General features: G+C 63.3%; 12 protein-coding genes and 3 pseudogenes. 10 read left to right on the forward strand and 5 right to left on the reverse strand.

Annotated elements, in window-relative coordinates:
* Positions 1-181 precede the first annotated feature (181 nt).
* The 3 genes and pseudogenes from ACYP5B_RS19090 to ACYP5B_RS19100 all read left to right on the forward strand — a co-directional run bounded on the left by ACYP5B_RS19090 (position 182) and on the right by ACYP5B_RS19100 (position 3,340).
* A pseudogene (locus ACYP5B_RS19090) lies at positions 182-1,438 on the forward strand (tyrosine-type recombinase/integrase).
* A gap of 155 nt (positions 1,439-1,593) precedes the next feature.
* On the forward strand, positions 1,594-2,415 hold the full coding sequence (locus ACYP5B_RS19095; RefSeq protein WP_459570795.1) for a type IV toxin-antitoxin system AbiEi family antitoxin domain-containing protein: 822 nt from the start codon (positions 1,594-1,596) through the stop codon (positions 2,413-2,415).
* Positions 2,399-3,340, forward strand: a complete 942-nt coding sequence (locus ACYP5B_RS19100) for a nucleotidyl transferase AbiEii/AbiGii toxin family protein (RefSeq protein ID WP_459570740.1) — start codon at positions 2,399-2,401, stop codon at positions 3,338-3,340. The genes ACYP5B_RS19095 and ACYP5B_RS19100 overlap by 17 nt, the downstream gene beginning before the upstream one ends.
* Before the next feature lie 10 nt (positions 3,341-3,350).
* Here ACYP5B_RS19100 and ACYP5B_RS19105 read toward each other — a convergent pair whose 3' ends face one another.
* From ACYP5B_RS19105 to ACYP5B_RS19115, 3 genes are all read right to left on the reverse strand, one after another.
* The gene (locus ACYP5B_RS19105; RefSeq protein WP_459570796.1) at positions 3,351-3,722 is read right to left on the reverse strand and encodes a helix-turn-helix transcriptional regulator; all 372 of its coding nucleotides are present in this window, start codon (positions 3,720-3,722) and stop codon (positions 3,351-3,353) included.
* Between the two features lie 444 nt (positions 3,723-4,166).
* The gene (locus ACYP5B_RS19110) at positions 4,167-4,922 is read right to left on the reverse strand and encodes a GntR family transcriptional regulator (RefSeq protein ID WP_459570741.1); all 756 of its coding nucleotides are present in this window, start codon (positions 4,920-4,922) and stop codon (positions 4,167-4,169) included.
* A gap of 17 nt (positions 4,923-4,939) precedes the next feature.
* The gene (locus ACYP5B_RS19115) at positions 4,940-5,938 is read right to left on the reverse strand and encodes a Bug family tripartite tricarboxylate transporter substrate binding protein (RefSeq protein WP_459570742.1); all 999 of its coding nucleotides are present in this window, start codon (positions 5,936-5,938) and stop codon (positions 4,940-4,942) included.
* Positions 5,939-6,059: 121 nt separating this feature from the next.
* Here ACYP5B_RS19115 and ACYP5B_RS19120 point away from each other — a divergent pair, with 121 nt between their 5' ends.
* The 4 genes from ACYP5B_RS19120 (at position 6,060) to ACYP5B_RS19135 (ending at position 11,266) form a co-directional block, all read left to right on the forward strand.
* Positions 6,060-6,953 (forward strand): isocitrate lyase/PEP mutase family protein, encoded by an 894-nt coding sequence (locus ACYP5B_RS19120; protein ID WP_459570743.1) that lies wholly within the window; start codon positions 6,060-6,062, stop codon positions 6,951-6,953.
* Positions 6,954-6,963: 10 nt separating this feature from the next.
* Positions 6,964-8,370: a 3-isopropylmalate dehydratase large subunit gene (locus tag ACYP5B_RS19125; RefSeq protein WP_459570744.1), complete on the forward strand. Its 1,407-nt coding sequence runs from the start codon at positions 6,964-6,966 to the stop codon at positions 8,368-8,370.
* Between the two features lie 10 nt (positions 8,371-8,380).
* Entirely contained in the window at positions 8,381-9,022 is a 642-nt protein-coding gene (gene leuD, locus ACYP5B_RS19130; RefSeq protein ID WP_459570745.1) for a 3-isopropylmalate dehydratase small subunit, read from the forward strand.
* Positions 9,023-10,156: 1,134 nt separating this feature from the next.
* Entirely contained in the window at positions 10,157-11,266 is a 1,110-nt protein-coding gene (locus ACYP5B_RS19135; protein WP_459570746.1) for an alginate lyase family protein, read from the forward strand.
* A 66-nt stretch (positions 11,267-11,332) separates the two neighbouring features.
* Here the strand turns inward: ACYP5B_RS19135 and ACYP5B_RS19140 are convergent.
* Together ACYP5B_RS19140 and ACYP5B_RS19145 are read right to left on the reverse strand one after the other, a co-directional pair.
* Positions 11,333-11,605, reverse strand: a pseudogene (locus ACYP5B_RS19140) (transposase domain-containing protein); the annotation flags it as partial.
* Positions 11,606-11,702: 97 nt separating this feature from the next.
* Positions 11,703-12,347, reverse strand: a complete 645-nt coding sequence (locus tag ACYP5B_RS19145; RefSeq protein WP_459570748.1) for a GGDEF domain-containing protein — start codon at positions 12,345-12,347, stop codon at positions 11,703-11,705.
* A 460-nt stretch (positions 12,348-12,807) separates the two neighbouring features.
* Between ACYP5B_RS19145 and ACYP5B_RS19150 the strand changes: the two are divergent.
* From ACYP5B_RS19150 to ACYP5B_RS19160, 3 genes and pseudogenes are all read left to right on the forward strand, one after another.
* Positions 12,808-13,332 (forward strand): annotated as a pseudogene (locus ACYP5B_RS19150) (ParB/RepB/Spo0J family partition protein); the annotation flags it as partial.
* A gap of 359 nt (positions 13,333-13,691) precedes the next feature.
* Positions 13,692-13,904, forward strand: coding sequence for a hypothetical protein (locus tag ACYP5B_RS19155; protein WP_459570749.1), 213 nt, complete (start codon positions 13,692-13,694; stop codon positions 13,902-13,904).
* 38 nt (positions 13,905-13,942) lie between these two features.
* Entirely contained in the window at positions 13,943-16,189 is a 2,247-nt protein-coding gene (locus ACYP5B_RS19160) for a phosphocholine-specific phospholipase C (protein ID WP_459570750.1), read from the forward strand.
* The last annotated feature ends 200 nt before the right edge of the window (positions 16,190-16,389 follow it).

The following is a 16,389-nucleotide window of genomic DNA, read 5'->3' on the forward strand; positions in this document are numbered from 1 at the left end:
GTAGAAGTGGCGGTAGAACCCGGAGGCCGGATTAAGGCCCTCCCGTTTACTATCCAGACCAAATCGGTCTTTGACGGTAAAAGTCTCTTCGGGAAAGCTTGTTTTATGCGGCTTTCCCGGCATCAGCAGGTCTCCTGGCCCCTGACGGTAAAAGCCGTCACGAACAGGAGGAAAAACCTCGATGCTTACCGACACTGCACTGCGCAATCTCAAGCCTAAGTCCAAGACATACAAGGCTTCCGACCGCGATGGCATGTACGTGACGGTATCGCCCACCGGTACCGTCACCTTCCGCTACGATTACCGTCTCAATGGCCAGCGCGAGACGCTGACCATTGGCCGCTACGGGCCGGCCGGCGTCTCGCTCGCCCTGGCCCGCGAGAAGCTGATTGACGCCAAGAAGGCCGTCGCCCAGGGCAAGTCCCCAGCCCACGAGAAGCAGCGCGAGAAGCGCCGCCTGACCGCCGCCAAGAACTTTGGCGACATGACCGCTCAATGGCTGGCCGGTGCCCGGATGGCCGACAGCACGCGAGCGATGCGTAAGAGCATCGTCGATCGGGACATCCTGCCGGCCTTCCAGAACCGGCTGCTCAACGAAATCACCGCCGATGACCTGCGTGCCCTATGCGGCAAGGTGAAGGCGCGCGGTGCGCCCGCCACCGCGGTGCATGTCCGCGACATCGTGAAACAGGTCTATGTCTTCGCCATCCTGCATGGTGAGAAGGTGGACAACCCGGCCGACGACGTGGGCGCTGCCTCGATTGCGAGCTTCGTGCCGAAGGATCGAGCCTTGTCGCCGCTGGAAATCCGGTAGGCACTCCACCAACTGGAGTCCGTTGCCACATATCCGACGATCCGGCTAGCCTTGCGTCTGATCTTGCTGACGCTGGTGCGCAAGAGCGAACTGATCGAGGCGACCTGGAATGAGGTGGACTTCGAGAGTGCGACTTGGACGATTCCGAAGCAGCGGATGAAGGGGCGCAATTCGCACGTAGTCTATCTGTCGCGCCAGGCGCTGGACATCTTCGTGGCGCCGCACACCTGCGCAGCTGGCTCCAAGTTCGTCTTGCCGTCGCGCTACGACGCCGACCGCTGCATGTCGAAGGCGACTTTGAACCGGGTCACGCAGATTGTGGCCGAGCGCGCGAAGGCCGCAGGCCTGCCGCTCGAGCCGTTCACCGTCCACGACCTGCGCCGTACCGGTTCGACGCTGCTCAACGAAGTGGGCTTCAACCGCGACTGGATCGAAAAGTGCCTGGCGCACGAGGAGGGACGTTCCTCGCGCTCGGTCTACAACAAGGCCGAGTACGCAGACCAGCGACGCCACCTGCTGCAGGAGTGGGCCGACATGGTCGATGCCTGGATCGATGGCCGAACGCACGTGCCGACGCTGATGCCCGCGAACGTGTCGGTGCCGGTGCTGAGCGCGGCGCGGTGAGGGTGGTTCCTATGGTTCTCATATCCGGGCATGGCGCTGATCGCCTGCCGATGGTTCACAATTGTGGCAAAAAGAACACTCTGAGTGATCTATTTTTGATTTTTTTAAACCAAATGGGGTTGGCGGAGGTTTATGAAGGGTGTATTTTGAGCACCATGAGTGATCAAAATGCTGGAAAGCTAAACCGCCTCCTGACCCAACTTGGCGACACCACCCTGGTTTCCAGTCGGTGGCTGCGGGCACAGGGCTATTCCAACAGCCTCGTCTCACGCTACGTGGCCAGTGGCTGGCTGGTGTCGCCGGCGCGTGGCGTCTATTTGAGGAAGGGCGGACGCTTGCAATGGGAGGGCGCGGTCCGCAGCCTCCAGTTCGGCGAGGCATTGTCGCTGCATGTCGGGGGGCGCTTTGCGCTCGCCTTCCAGGGGCACGAGCACTACCTGCGCCTGGGCGAAGCCGGCACGATCACGCTCTATGGGCCGGACCGGCTACCAGGATGGGTGAGCAAGCTGCCTTTGAACGAGCGCTTCGAATTGCGAGGCAAAGGGCCATTCGACCTGCCAGTATTGCGCTTCACGCCCGAAATGCCGGAAAAGGCGATGCTCGATCAGGGATTGGCATGGCAAGAGACCAGCTCCGGGACGGATGCGCTGGCTTGCTCCACGCCGGAGCGGGCCATGCTGGAGCTGTGTGATGGCGTGACGGATGCGGCCTTGGTCTATGAGGCCGATGCCTTGATGCAGGCAATGGCCACGCTGCGACCGCAACGGGTCGGCATGCTGCTGCGCCATTGCCGAAGCATCAAGGCCAAACGTCTGTTCCTGGCCCTGGCCGAACGCCATCGGCATGCGTGGCTGTCGCATGTGCCGCTCCAAGGTGTCGATCTGGGGCGGGGCAAGCGCGCGCTGGTGCCTGGCGGACGCCTGCAACCGACCTATCAGATCACCTTGCCTGGAGACCTGGATGAGCATCTGGGATAAGCGCTACACCGACCGGGTGCAATTGCTGGTCGACATCCTGCCGGTGCTGGCACAGGAGCCGCGCTTCGCGCTCAAGGGGGGTACGGCGATCAACCTGTTCGAGCATGATCTGCCAAGGTTGTCGGTGGACATCGATCTGGCCTGGCTGCCCGTACATGACTTCGCCGAGGATGCCGCTTTGATCGCGGCGGCGCTGGAGCAACTGGCCGATGCGCTGCGTGCCCGTCCGCTGCAACTGCAGGTGCAGTCGTCGGCGGGCGAGGGCACGGGATCGACTACGCGGCTGGTGGCCAGTCGCGGACGCGCGCGCGTGCAGATCGAGACGACGCCAGTCATGCGAGGGACGGTGCATCCGGTGCGCAGCATGGTGGTCAGGCCGAAGGTCGAAGAGGCTTTCGGCTTTGCCTCCATGCAGGTACTGGATTTCGCTGACCTCTATGCTGGCAAGCTGGCAGCCGCATTGTCGCGGCAGCATCCGCGCGACCTGTTCGATGTGGGCCTGCTGTTGGAGGACCCGCGGGCGGACGAAATGCTCTGGCGAACCTTCCTGGTGTACCTGACCTGCAGCCCCAAACCAGCCTGGGAAATGCTGAGGCCTCGCGTGCCGGCGGATTTCGCGGCGACGTTCGATGTGCATTTCAGGGGAATGACAGCCGAGCCAATCAGCGCGGAGGCATTGCTGGAGAGCCGTGAGCGTTTGCTGGCACGCGTGGCGGGATGGCTGGACAAGCCTTCGTGCGCCTTTCTTCGGTCAGTAGAAGACGAGAAGCCGGACTTCGGCCTTCTTGGGCTTTCTCATGCGAGTCAGTTGCCGGGTGTTCGGCGGAAGTTGCATAACCTGGCCCAGCGTACCGCGGCCAAGCGCGAGGCAGATCGCCGCGAGCTTGAGCAGGCACTGGAGCGAATCGCAGGCCGGGCCGGGTGAACCGCCGGTGCTATTGGGCGTCGGCGTTGTTTCGCACGGGCCGACGCTTACGCTGCCTGACGTCTGGGCCGGAAGCCTGATCAACTCGCCCGGACCGAGATGCTTGCTTGCGTGCCTCGATCCATGCCTTGATTTCCTCCAAGTCCCAGACGACGCAGCGGGCGGTAAGCCGGAAGCACCACGGGAATTCGCCGCGTTGCTCCATCTCATAGATCGTGGTCTCGGCCAGGGGAACGATCTGGTGCAATTCGGGGCGACGGATGGTGCGGCGAAAAGGAAGGGGACCCCCGGTCAGAAACTGGGGCACATCGGCATAGCCCGCGGTTCCGGGATGGGACAGATGGGATAGGGCGGGCGAGGCTTGTTCCGCGTGATTGCTCATCGTCGGATGTCCATAGCGAAAGTTGAGGCCTACGTGCCGAAGCTGATGCCGGACATCGTTGATGAACGGCAGCGTCATGGGAAGCGTCGAATTCGACTCGATCTCTCAAACGGGATGCGGCTCACGCCGCTCGCCACTGTCGCTGACGATTCCCAGACCAGGCTCAGACGCGGGCTCACACCGTGGCGTCAGGTAACGCCACGGGCTCGCACCAATGACGTGTCGGTCATCGCGGCGCTGCCGTTCCCTTTATAGGGCAGAACCGTTTCTTCGCGAACGCCGGGCGCATCCATGGGCTTGGGAGGCTCAGAAAACGACACAACACTGAATCCAGCGCCTCCCCAAATTTCGTCACCTACTCCACCACGTCGATCGAAATCGCTACCTGCGCTGGCTCGCCAAGCACGAGCACGAGCACGAGCGGGGGGAAACGCCGCCGCTCTACTAGGAAAGCAGTTGGCCGCCGCTGCCGGGCACCTGTGCCGCTGCACCCAGCCTGTTCGCCCCTAGGGCGCGGATCAGCACGTCACGATTGGTAAGGATGTGCTCGCGCATCAGTGCCTCGGCGCGGCCGACCTCGCGCAGCGCCAGCGCGTCCACGATGCGGTAGTGCTCCGCCAGCGCCTGCCGACTGTGGTCGCGCTGGTACAGCAGCATCAGGGCGTCATGGTCGTGGGGATGCGATTTGCTGTCGAAGATGATGGGCAACTGCCTCGCGCGGCGCACGGCGTCGGTCAGCCAGCTGTTGTCCGCCAACTCCAGCAGCGCGTAGTGAAAGTCGAGATTCATGTTCTGCCACAGCAGGGCCTGCTGGTCGTTCCACTCTTCCTCATGCAGCACCCGCCGCTGAGCCGCCAGGAGGCCGCCCAGGCGCTCCTGTTCGGCGTGCATCAGGCCGCGCTCGCCGATCAGCCGGCAGCCCAAGCCCTCGAGCGTGGCCCGCACGGTGAAGGCGTCCTTGATGTCCTTGGGCTGGAAGCGGCGGACCAGGAAGCCGCGATTGGGCTGGTAGACCAGCAGGCCCTCGTCGGCGAGCCGGGCCAGCGCATCGCGCACCGGCGTGCGGGAGACGCCCAACTCCTGGGCCAGTGTGACCTCCATCAAGTGGGACCCGGGCGGAATCTCGCCGTCGAAGATGCGGTTGCGCAGGGTATCCGCGACCGATAGCGCGCGGGTCCGGGAAGTTTCGGGAGAAGACATCTTTCTGGATTGAGGATTCAGTCGGTGTGGATGTGTCGGCTGCGGATGAGATTACCCCACATTGTCCGCTCGCCGGCAAGGAACCGGCTGGTCTGCTCGGGCGTCGAGGGGAATTTCTCTGCTCCGCTGGCCTCGATCGCCTGGGCGAGCTGCCCGTCATCGAGCGCCTGCGCGAGGGCGCCATGCAGCTTGCCGACAATCTCCTTCGGCGTTTCGGCCCGCGTAAACATGCAGGTCCAGCTATAGATCTCCACCGGGATGCCCGATTCCTTCAGCGTGGGCACGTCCGGCAGCGACGCGATTCGCGCGCGCGACGTCACCGCGAGCGGCCGCAGCGTGCCGCTGCGGATATGGGGCAGCACGGTGGCCGGATTGGAAAACATCATTTGCACCTGGCCGCCGATGGTGTCTGCGATGGCCGGAGCATTGCCGCGATAGGGGATGTGCGTGAGCACGACGCCGGTCGCCTGCGCGAATAGTTCGCCAGACAGGTGGGAAGTGTTGCCGTTGCCCGCGCTGCCGAAATTGATCTGCCCGGGCTGCGCACGTGCCATGCGCAGCAGGTCTGCCAAGGTCTTCGCCTTCGATGCCGAATTGACGACGAGCACGTTCGGGCCGCGGCTGACGCAGCCGACCGGCGTGAAGTCGCGGGCCGGATCGTAGGGCGGGCGCGCCATCATCCATGGCGCGTTGATCTGCTCGGCGGGCGTCCCCAGCAGCAGGGAATAGCCGTCCGCCGGCGCGCGCAAGACCTGCGCGGCACCCAGCGTGCCGCTGGCGCCGCTCTTGTTCTCCACCACCACGGATTGGCCCAACTGCCGGGACAGGTTCTTCGACAGCAGGCGGGCGATCGTGTCAGTGGTCCCGCCAGCAGGGAATGGCACGACCAGCGAGAGCGGTCGCGAGGGCCATGCAACGCTCGTTTCGGCGTGGGCCAAGCAGGCGGTGCAGACGGTGCCGGCGAGCGCGAGCAGCAGGACGGGTCGAGTCCGGCGGAGGGATTTCAGGTTAGGCATGTGCAGGTCTCCTGTTTTATGTATGCATGATGGCGTATTGAATGCTTTAAGCATACTTTATTTCTTGAAAAAATGAAAACATGCATACATACTGTTCGAGCCACGACCAGCCAGACTCATCATGCGAAAGACTGCATTGCTCCAGAAACTGATCCACGCACCGGAACTCCTTGTCATGCCGGGTGCCTTCGACCCCCTGTCCGCCCGCATCGCGCAGGAGGCGGGTTTTCCCGCGGTGCAGTGCTCCGGCTTCGGCATTTCCGTGAGTCGGCTGGGGCTGCCGGACTACAGCTTCCTCTCGCTGTCCGATATGGTCGCGGCCACGCAGCAGATAGTCGACGCCATCGACCTGCCGGTCATGGCCGACGGCGATACCGGCTTTGGCAATGCCGTCAACGCTTGGTATGCGGTCAAGGCCTTTGAGCGCATTGGCTGCGCGGGCGTCAATCTCGAGGACCAGGTCATGCCCAAGCGCTGCGGCCACCTGGAGGGCAAGTCCATCGTGCCGCTGGACGAAGCCGTGCAGAAGATCCGCGCTTGCGCCGAGGCGCGCACGGATCCGGATTTCGTGATCAACGCGCGTACCGACGCGCTTGCCGTAGGCGGCATCGAGGAAGTGATCCGTCGCGGCAATGCCTACCTGGAGGCCGGGGCGACCATGATCTTCGTGGACGGAATGACGTCCAAGGAGCTGGCGCGGCAGGCCGTGCAGGGAATTCGCGGGCCAGTGGCGATCAATGTGGTCGAAGGCGGCAAGTCACCCGAGGCCTTCACGTTCGAGGAGATGCAGCGCATCGGCATCGCGCGCGTGAGCCTGCCCGCCACGCTGATGCTGGCGGCCATCCAGGGCATGCGTGACGCGCTGGCGGCGCTGCGCGCCAACGGCTACGCCGGTGGCCCGGGCGCGCGGTTGGCGGACTTTCGCGAGCAGCTCGAGCTGGTCGGCTTCAAGGAGGTGTTCGCGCTGGAGCAACGCTATTTGGCCGGGCTGCAGCATCTCGGCACCGCACGGTGAGGTCGGCATTATGTATGCATCACCGCGCAACATCATCGAGAAGATCTGGGACCAGCACGTTGTGGCGCAGCTGGATGGCGAGCAGGCGCTGCTACATGTCGACCGGGTCTTCCTGCACGACCGCGCCGGGCCGCGCGTGCTGGCCGGCCTGGAGGAGGGGGGGCATTGCGTGGCGCATCCGAGCCTTGTGTTCGGCACCATGGACCACATCGTCGACACTCAGCCGGGCCGGGGCGACGACACGCTGGTTCGGGGCGGGCGCAGCTTCATTGAGGCCTTTCGCGCCGCCACGCTGCGCTCGGGCATCCGCCTGTTCGACCTGGGCACTCCACGTCAAGGCATCGCGCACGTGATCTCTCCGGAGCTGGGCATCGCCTTGCCGGGCACCACCCTGGTCTGCTGCGACAGCCATACCTGCACGGTTGGGGGCATCGGCGCGCTGGCATGGGGCATCGGCACTACCGAAGGCGAGCACGCTGTCGCCACGCAGTGCCTGGTGCGAAGCAAGCCACGGACGATGCGGGTGTCGTTCCATGGCCGCCTCGGGCCGGCGGTGTCGGCCAAGGACATGGTGCTGGCCTTGATCGGCAGGTTCGGCGTCAGCGGTGGCGACGGGCATGCCATCGAATTTTCGGGCGAGGCAGTGCGGACGCTGGATGTGGAGGGGCGGCTGACCCTATGTAATATGGCCGTCGAATTCGGCGCCTGGACTGGCCTGGTGGCGCCAGACGCGCGTACCGTCGAATGGCTGGCGGGGCGGCCCTTTGCCCCTTCAGGTGCCGCCTGGGATGCAGCGGTTTCGGATTGGCTCGCGCTGCGCTCGGACGACGACGCGCGCTGGGACAAGGAACTGGAGTTGGACTGCTCGGAGCTCGTTCCCCAGGTGAGCTGGGGAACCCATCCCGGCCAGGTCGTGGGCATCACCGGCGCAGTGCCGCCTCCCGCCGACGCGGATGCCGACCGCGCGCTCCGCTATATGGAGCTGCACCCCGGGCAGCCGATGCTGGGGACTCCCATCGACGCGGCCTTCATCGGCTCCTGCACCAATAGCCGCCTGCCCGACCTGCGCGCCGCCGCGCAGGTGGTGCGAGGACGACGCGTGTGCCCTGGTGTAAAGGCCATCGTGGTGCCCGGATCGACCAGTGTGAAGCATGCCGCAGAAAGTGAGGGCCTGGATCGCGTGTTCACGGAAGCAGGCTTCGAGTGGCGCGAAAGCGGCTGCTCGTTGTGCTTCTTCGCCGGCGGCGATAACTTCGACCAGCCTGGCAAGCCCGGGCGCCGCGTGATCACCAGCACCAACCGCAACTTCGAGGGCAGGCAGGGCCCTGGCGTGCGCTCTCACCTGGCCAGCCCGGCAACGGTGGCCGCCTCAGCCATCGCCGGCTCCATAGCCGATCCACGCCCGCTGCTGCGCTAGGGAGCATCACATGGAACAGTTCATCCAACTGAAGGGAATCGCCGCTCCGCTGATGCGAGCCAACATCGATACCGACCTTCTCATTCCCTCGCGCGAGATCAACTCACCCGGGCGAGATGGCTATGGTGAGAAGCTGCTCGCGCCTTGGCGCTATGAAGCCAGCGGGAGCGGGAACGGACAGCGTGTCGAGCGCCCCGACTTTGTGCTCAATCGCGAACCCTACCGCCGGGCGACGATCCTGCTGGCCGGCGAGAACTTCGGCAGCGGATCCTCGCGCGAGGCCGCCGTCTGGGCGGTGCGGCAGTTTGGCCTTCGCTGCGTCATCGCGCCGTCGTTCGGCGCGATCTTCCAGAGCAACTGCTACCGCAATGGCGTGCTGCCGGTGGTGCTGCCCGCGAATGAAATTGCCGTGCTGGCTGCCGAAGCCGAGCGGGAGGTGCTGGAGCTGACCGTCGATCTTGAGTCCTGCACGGTGCGGCACCCGCAGGGCCGCTGCTTGCCGTTCATCGTACCCCCGAGCGAACGCACCCTGCTGCTCGAAGGGCTCGATGCCATTGGCCTGACTTTGAAACGCCGGGCCGAGATCGAGGCGTACCAGGCGGCGCTGCGTGAGGCGCGTCCCTGGGTTTTGGCCGTAGAAGAGCCGCTTTGACATTTTCGGCCATTCGAATTCGTCTCTTCAGGTGGCTAAGCGATTCGTCGCCGACCACAACGCGCACTTCAGTAAGGTGATGCCGCGTCCCGTACGGCACGAGCATCAACGATGCCCGTCATACGGAGTATCGGTAGGCCAGCCATATTTTCTACATTTCTTCGGCAATGGCTTCGGATAGACAAATGGCCCTTTGAATGCATAGAGATAGGGCGTGCCGCATTTTGGGCAAGCGAACATCATGTTCCAGAATGCGAGTGCTATCCATGAAAGGAACATGGGTACCACGAATCCTGGCTTCCCAGTGAGGAGAAAGCCGACTATGCATAGGCCCCATAGAGCAGCGAGCGCAAGGAGAGCGATGCGTAACAATTTGCGAGGAGCAAACAATCTCCCTCCATACCTTGACGTGAACCCCAGGACTCTGACTCTGATGATTCTTCGAATGAGCCACTAGAACATGGAGAGCGGTTTCTTACCCTCGAGCATCAGCCGCAGTTCATTTCCGGTGTGATCTTCCACATTGGGTCTCCGCATTCGTGGCTGTCCGGGTTCGCAAAGGGTCAGCAGGTACCCAGCCCAATTGTCGGCGACTTTTGCCGGTGGGTCCGAGGTCAACCAGACTTCGGTCAGCCATACCGGCTACCAGCATTTTCGCCTAGTTCCAGGACGCACTTGATTGCATCTGGTGTGTCCGTGAACGCAGGAATGCCTTAGCATGCACGCATGCGAGTCATCGGTATGCGGTCCGTAAGCGACGCCTGTTAGATCGGTATGCGCAGAATCGGAATGAGTCTTCCCGGGATGACGGACGATTCTTTACGGCATGCTTACTGTCAACCGTAGCGTCGCGAGGACCGTTCATACGTTGCAAAGCGGCTTTCTCCAAGCGGCCCGTTCATCGTACGCCGGTTCCTATTCGAATCCATTCTGGTTCTTTCTCAGCAAGACCGGCGCAACCATTATCGGAGCCATATGGCATTTCGTCTGTCCTTGCGAGCAGCAGCCACGATTCCCGTTCTTTGCATCTTGATGCTTGGCGGGTGCATCGCCGCGACGCAGCGCCATACTGACGTGACCGGTTCATATCAGTCACACACCGGCGCGCAGCCGAAGCCTGCGCCCGGCGCCCGCATGGCCGGCGCACCTTTTGTTCACCCCGGCCTGCTGCATACGGAGAGCGATTTCACGCGCATGCGCGAGAACGTCGCCGCGCGGCGGCAGCCGTGGTTCGACGGCTGGCAACGCCTGGTTGCCAACCGGCATGCGTCGCTCGACTGGAAGCCGAATCCGCAGCCGGCCATCTATCGCGGACGCAACCCCGACCACGCAGAGAATTACGCCACGCTCTTCAACGATGCCGCTGCGGCCTACGCGCTTGCACTTCGGTGGAAGATCACCGGCGACGACGCCTACGCGCAACACGCCATAGAAGTCCTGAATGCGTGGTCGCGCACGCTGACGATGATCGGTGGCAGTTCCGACCGGTTCCTGGCTTCCGGTATTTACGGCTACCAGCTGGCGAACGCCGGCGAAATCCTGCGCACGTCCCCACTGTGGCGCGCCGACGATTTCCGGCGCTTCCAGTCGATGATGCTAGGCGTGTTCTATCCCATGAACCACGACTTCCTGGCGCGGCACAACGGCGCAAAGATCGATCACTACTGGGCCAACTGGGATCTCGCAAACATGGCATCCATGCAGGCAATCGGGGTCCTGACCGACCGTCACGACATCTATGCCCAAGCTGTCGACTATTTCACGCATGGCGCCGGCAACGGTTCAATCGAACACGTGGTGTGGAAGCTGTATCCGGATGGGCTGGGTCAGGTGCAGGAAAGCGGGCGCGACCAGGGGCATGCCATGCTCGATATCGCGCTGCTCGGGGCGTTCTGCCAGATGGCCTGGAGCCAGGGGGACGATCTTTACGGATATGACGACAACCGGTTCCTGCGCGGAGCGGAATACGTCGCCCGATACAACCTCGGGAAGGACGTGCCTTACACGCAATACACGAACAGCGACGTCACGCAGCCCGTCATCTCGCCGAATTCGCGCGGTGACGGGCGTCCGATCTGGGCGCTCGTCTACAACCACTACGTTGTGCTCAAAGGGCTCTCCGCGCCGGACGTCGAGGCTTTTGCCCGCAAGGTCGCGCCGGAAGGCGGCGGTGGCGACTACGGTCCCAACAGCGGCGGCTTCGATCAACTGGGATATGGGACGTTGACATACACGCTTAAATGACGGCCAGCGTCTCAGGCAGATTATCCGGTACGGTGTGGCTGGCGTAACAGGAGGCGTGATTTGTGATCAGCGAAGATCGGCCGGCATCTTCCAGGGAAGCAGCGCGTCGTAGTCGTCGGCGGTCTTCGCCCGTGGGAGACGCTGGAACAGCCAAGTGAGGTATCGGTACGGATCGGTGCCGTTGGCCATGCAGGTCTCGACGAGCGTATAGAGATTGGCACTCGCGTTCGCGCCGTCGACGGTGTCCGAGAACAGCCATCCGCGGCACCCAACGCAGAACGGGCGAATCGCGTTTTCACAGGGATTGTTGCTGATCGGCCAGTCGCCGGTTTCAACGTAGCAGTCATCGAGTCACCTCTCAGTTGCATCTCGCGAGTGGGTGGCGTCGTTAAGACGTCTCGATGCCGCTCCAGACCTCAGCTTGGGGTGGCTGGATCTACACGACGCTCGTCTTCACAAGGTTGCGCCCGCCGCCTTTCGCCGCATAACAAGCACTGTCCGCTGTTTTTATCCAGGCATCCCACGCCCCGCCATTCCGGTCGCTCCAGGCCACACCGATGCTCGCGGTAACGCTAACGCGCCCGCCGTCGATCACAATGGACATTGCTTCGATTCGCTTGCGAAGCCGTTCAGCGACCGCTCTGGCATCTTGCTCGTCGACGTTCGGAAGAAAGAGCGCGAATTCCTCGCCTCCGTATCGCGCAAGGACGTCCCCCTCCCGCAATCCATCTCGGACAGCTGTAGCAACCGACGCCAGCACGAGGTCCCCCACAGGATGTCCGAATCTGTCGTTGATCTGTTTGAAGTGGTCCACATCCAGGATCGCGAGAGCGCTGTTTGCGAGCGGCGCTGGGGGAAGGCGCCCCAGGAACCATCGGCGGTTACCGACGCCGGTCAGCGCATCGGTGTCCGCTGCAAGCTGAAGACCCGCCTCGTGTCGCTCCCTGACGAGCGTCACAATCAGCAGTGCAATCCAGAAATTGAAGAATATCTGAAGAAAAAAGGCAGTCGAAAAGTCAAATTCCGATGGAATATCGAGAACGATGCAAACGAGGCGCACAGCATAGATCAGCGCACTCACCAGGATGCACGCAGCCAACGGACGACGGGCAGGAAGTGGCTCGCTATGTCGGTCCAGCCATATCTCGAATTCGAATGCGTAGTCACGACCCTGGCGGGTCCGACAACATCTGGGTCGGCCGGTGCCACCGCTTCGTTTAAAGCCTCTTTTGGTATTTCGGTCGACGCCGGCGGCAACGTCTACTTGGCCGATGCTGGCAACAGTGCGATTCGCAAGATCACTCCACTGCAATGAGAGCGCGGCTCTGCCGGCTCTGCCAGTATCGTCTTGCAAGTGCGGTGAAGTTGGGGCGCGTGAGCTTGCAGGCGGAGCTCCAAGCCGTCACTCGTCGTGATGGACATTCATGATGGACGGGAAGTCGCCGGGTCGGGAGTGGGCGGAAAGCAAGCTGCCTCCGACGTTGATTCGTGCGTTGATTGGTGGATCCCGGCTCATTGCAAGGAGGTAGGAGGAGGCTCACACCGCGCGCACCGTGAGCCTCGCTGAAAACCTGCTGCGCGAACAGATGCACCCCGCCGACCAGTTCGAGACGTTCGCCGCCCTGGTCAAGGAGGGCCGCTCCATCGAGGACGTTGCCGCCGACTTCGGCGTGTCGCCGCCGGTGGTGCGGCGCCGCTTGAAGCTCGCCAACGTCTCGCCGTGCCTGATGGCCGACTATCGGGCTGGAGGCGTCACGCTGGAACAGTTGATGGCCCTGACCATCAGCGACGACCACGCCGCGCAGTAAGCCGTGTTCTACGGCGCGCCGGAGTGGCAGCGCGGCGCATCCGCTCTGCGCGAGCGGCTGACCGAACGCGAAATCGACGCCGCGCACCCGCTGGTGCATTTCGTCGAGCTGGACGCCTACACGGCGGCGGGTGGCGGCATCCGCCGCGACCTGTTCGCCGACGACGACAGCGGCACCTGCCTGACCGACGCCGCGCTGCTGGAAACGCTGATGCGCGGCAAGCTCGACACGCTGGCCGAAGGTGTCCGCACCGAGGGCCGTTAGCGATCGAGTATGCGGCTAACGACAATCGGCTGTATCCGGACTGGGGAGAGGCGGAAGCGGAGCAAGTTGCACGGCGTTCGGAAGCGATTTCTGAATGAACAACCCAGGCACGCTCATAAGACCCGCGCTGAGGTTTTCAGCGTCGCCAGCGGCGCGGCCGTCTTGCAGAAGTTCAGCCTGCGGGCCCGCTCGGTGGATAGCCGAGAGTCGCCAAAAATCCGTCGACTAGCCATCTGAACGATGGTTACACCCGCTGCCGTCATGTCTCACTCTGGGCAAGTTGAAAATGCCTCCCTCCCTTGCGCCGGGTCATGCCCGTGTCACAGCGCGGACCTACACTCGCGGCTTTCCAATTGTCTCTATTTGCAAATAAGCAGTCTTATTTCTTTCACATTCAAAAGAATCCCATGCCTCCCAAGCGCCTTGCAAGAATGCTTGCCGCCTTGATCGTTGCCGCGACGCTCGCCGCATGCGGCGGTGACAACAACGATACGTCCAACGCGAACCCGCCAGCGCCCGGCACCCCGGAGCAGCCGGCCGCCCGCGAAATGCGCTGCGCGCCTTGATGAACGATTAAAAATCCAACGAGCACCAGATCCAGACGATGAATTCACGCCGCAACTTTCTACGGGCAGTCACCGGCACGGGCTTTGCCGCCGCCACACTGGCCGCCTTTCCGCCCAGCATCCGCAAGGCATTGGCGATACCCGCCAACAACGCGACCGGGACCATCAAGGACGTCGAGCATGTGGTCATCCTGATGCAGGAGAACCGCTCGTTCGACCACTACTTCGGCACACTCAAGGGCGTTCGCGGCTTCGGCGACCGGCTCACCATCCCGCTGCCCAACGGCCGGAAGGTATGGCAGCAGCAGCGCACCAACGGCGCAGTGCTCACGCCATATCACCTGGACGGCAGCGCCAACAACGCGCAGCGCGCGGCCGGTACGCCCCATGCCTGGGCAGACAGCCAGAAGGCCTGGGACAACGGGCGCATGGCAAACTGGCCAACCCATAAGACGGATACTTCCATGGGGTACTTCAAGGAGAAGGAGACCCCGTTCCAGTTCGCGCTGGCCAATTCGTTCACGCTCTGCGATGCGTATCACTGCTCGATGCATACCGGCACGGATGCCAACCGCTCCTTCCACCTGACCGGAACCAACGGCGCCGCCGCCGGCGTTGCCTTTGTCAATAACGAGTGGGACTGGATCGACGGCTTGCCTGCCACGGCCAACAGGGGCTACAGCTGGAAAACCTATGCGGAACGCCTGGAAGAAGCAGGCATCAACTGGATCTCGTACCAGAACATGCCGGACGAATGGGGCGACAACATGCTGGGCGCGTTCCGACCGTTCCGCCTCGCCAACATTGCGTCCGGCTTCCCGGTATCCAGTGGCGGCGCACCCGGCGTACCCTATGCCAATACCGGCCAGGCCCTGCCGTACCACGCCTACGATGCTGCCACGGACAACGTCGCCAATCCGCTCTACAAGGGCATCGCCAATACGCTGCCAGGCATCGGCCCCGAGAACTACCTGGATGCGTTCAAACGGGACATCCGCGAGGGCAAATTGCCGCAGGTGAGCTGGATGAATGCGCCCTCGATCTATTGCGAGCACCCGGGGCCGTCCAGCCCTGTGCAGGGCGCGTGGTTCCTGCAGGAAGTCCTGGACGCACTCACTGCCGTGCCGGAGGTGTGGAGCAAGACCGTACTGCTGGTCAACTTCGATGAGAACGACGGCTACTTCGACCATATGCCCTCGCCGTCGGCGCCGTCACGCAACGCCGACCTGTCGCTGGCAGGGAAGTCGACGCTCAGCGATGCCGACATGAGCGCCGAGTACTTCAGCCATCCCGCGCCGGCGGGCAGCAGCAGCCAGCCGGCGCCGGACGGCCGCGTCTACGGCCCGGGCCCGCGCGTGCCGCTGTTCGCGATTTCGCCGTGGAGCCGCGGTGGCTGGGTGAACTCGCAAGTGTTCGATCACACATCGGTGCTGCGTTTCCTGGAGGCGCGCTTTGGCGTCGCGGAGCCCAACATCAGCCCGTTCCGCCGCGCTGTCTGCGGCGACCTGACCAGCGCGTTCAATTTCAAGACACCGAACGACGAAGCGCTGCCCACGCTGAACGGCCGCAGCACGCGCGCAGCGGCGGATCAGTTGCGTAGCGCGCAACAAGCGCTGCCCGCCGTGCCGTTGCCGCTTGATATGCAGTTGCCGATCCAGGCCAGCGGAACGCGGCCCTCCCGCGCACTGCCCTATGAGCTGCACACCAGCGCGCGCTGCAACGCATCCGGCGTAGTGGAGCTCCTGTTCTCCAACACAGGCACGCAGGCTGCGGTGTTCCACGTCTACGACCGCTACAAGCTCAGCCGCCTGCCACGGCGCTACGTCGTCGAAGCCGGCAAGCTGCTGAGCGACACCTGGAACGCGCTCCAGGACAACCTCGGCATGTATGACCTCTGGGTCATCGGCCCGAACGGCTACCACCGGCACATCAAGGGCGACACCAGCCGGATCGCCGATACCGGGACCGCACCCGAGATCCGCGTGTGCTACGACATCACCAATGGCGATGTCTATGCCGAGCTGCTGAACACCGGCGACAAAGCCTGCAACTTCACCATCACGCCGCTGGCCTACCGCAAGGACGGCCCGTGGCCCGTCTCGGTGGCCGGCAAGGGCACCGACTCCCGCCACTGGTCCCTGGCGGCAAGCGGCCAGTGGTATGACTTTGCCGTGACCTGCGACAGCGATCCCGCGTTCTACCGCCGCTTTGCGGGGCGGGTGGAGACGGGCAAGCATACGGTGAGCGACCCGGCGATGGGGGTGAGCGGGGAAATACCTGGCTGAACCAGCGGGAAGGGGAAGCCTTTGCATCGCGCAACAGAATGGTTCTTTGCCGAGCGGCAGCACCGCAAAATCTGCGACAAATGGCAAAGCGGTTGATGCTGTTCGGTGAAGATATGAACGCCATAGCGATCTAGCCGCATGTACCGAGTCGGAAGACGCTAACCCTACCCTGCCGCTGCGGCGGCTGACCGCCTTTCGAC

This window comes from Cupriavidus sp. 8B (assembly GCF_054589115.1).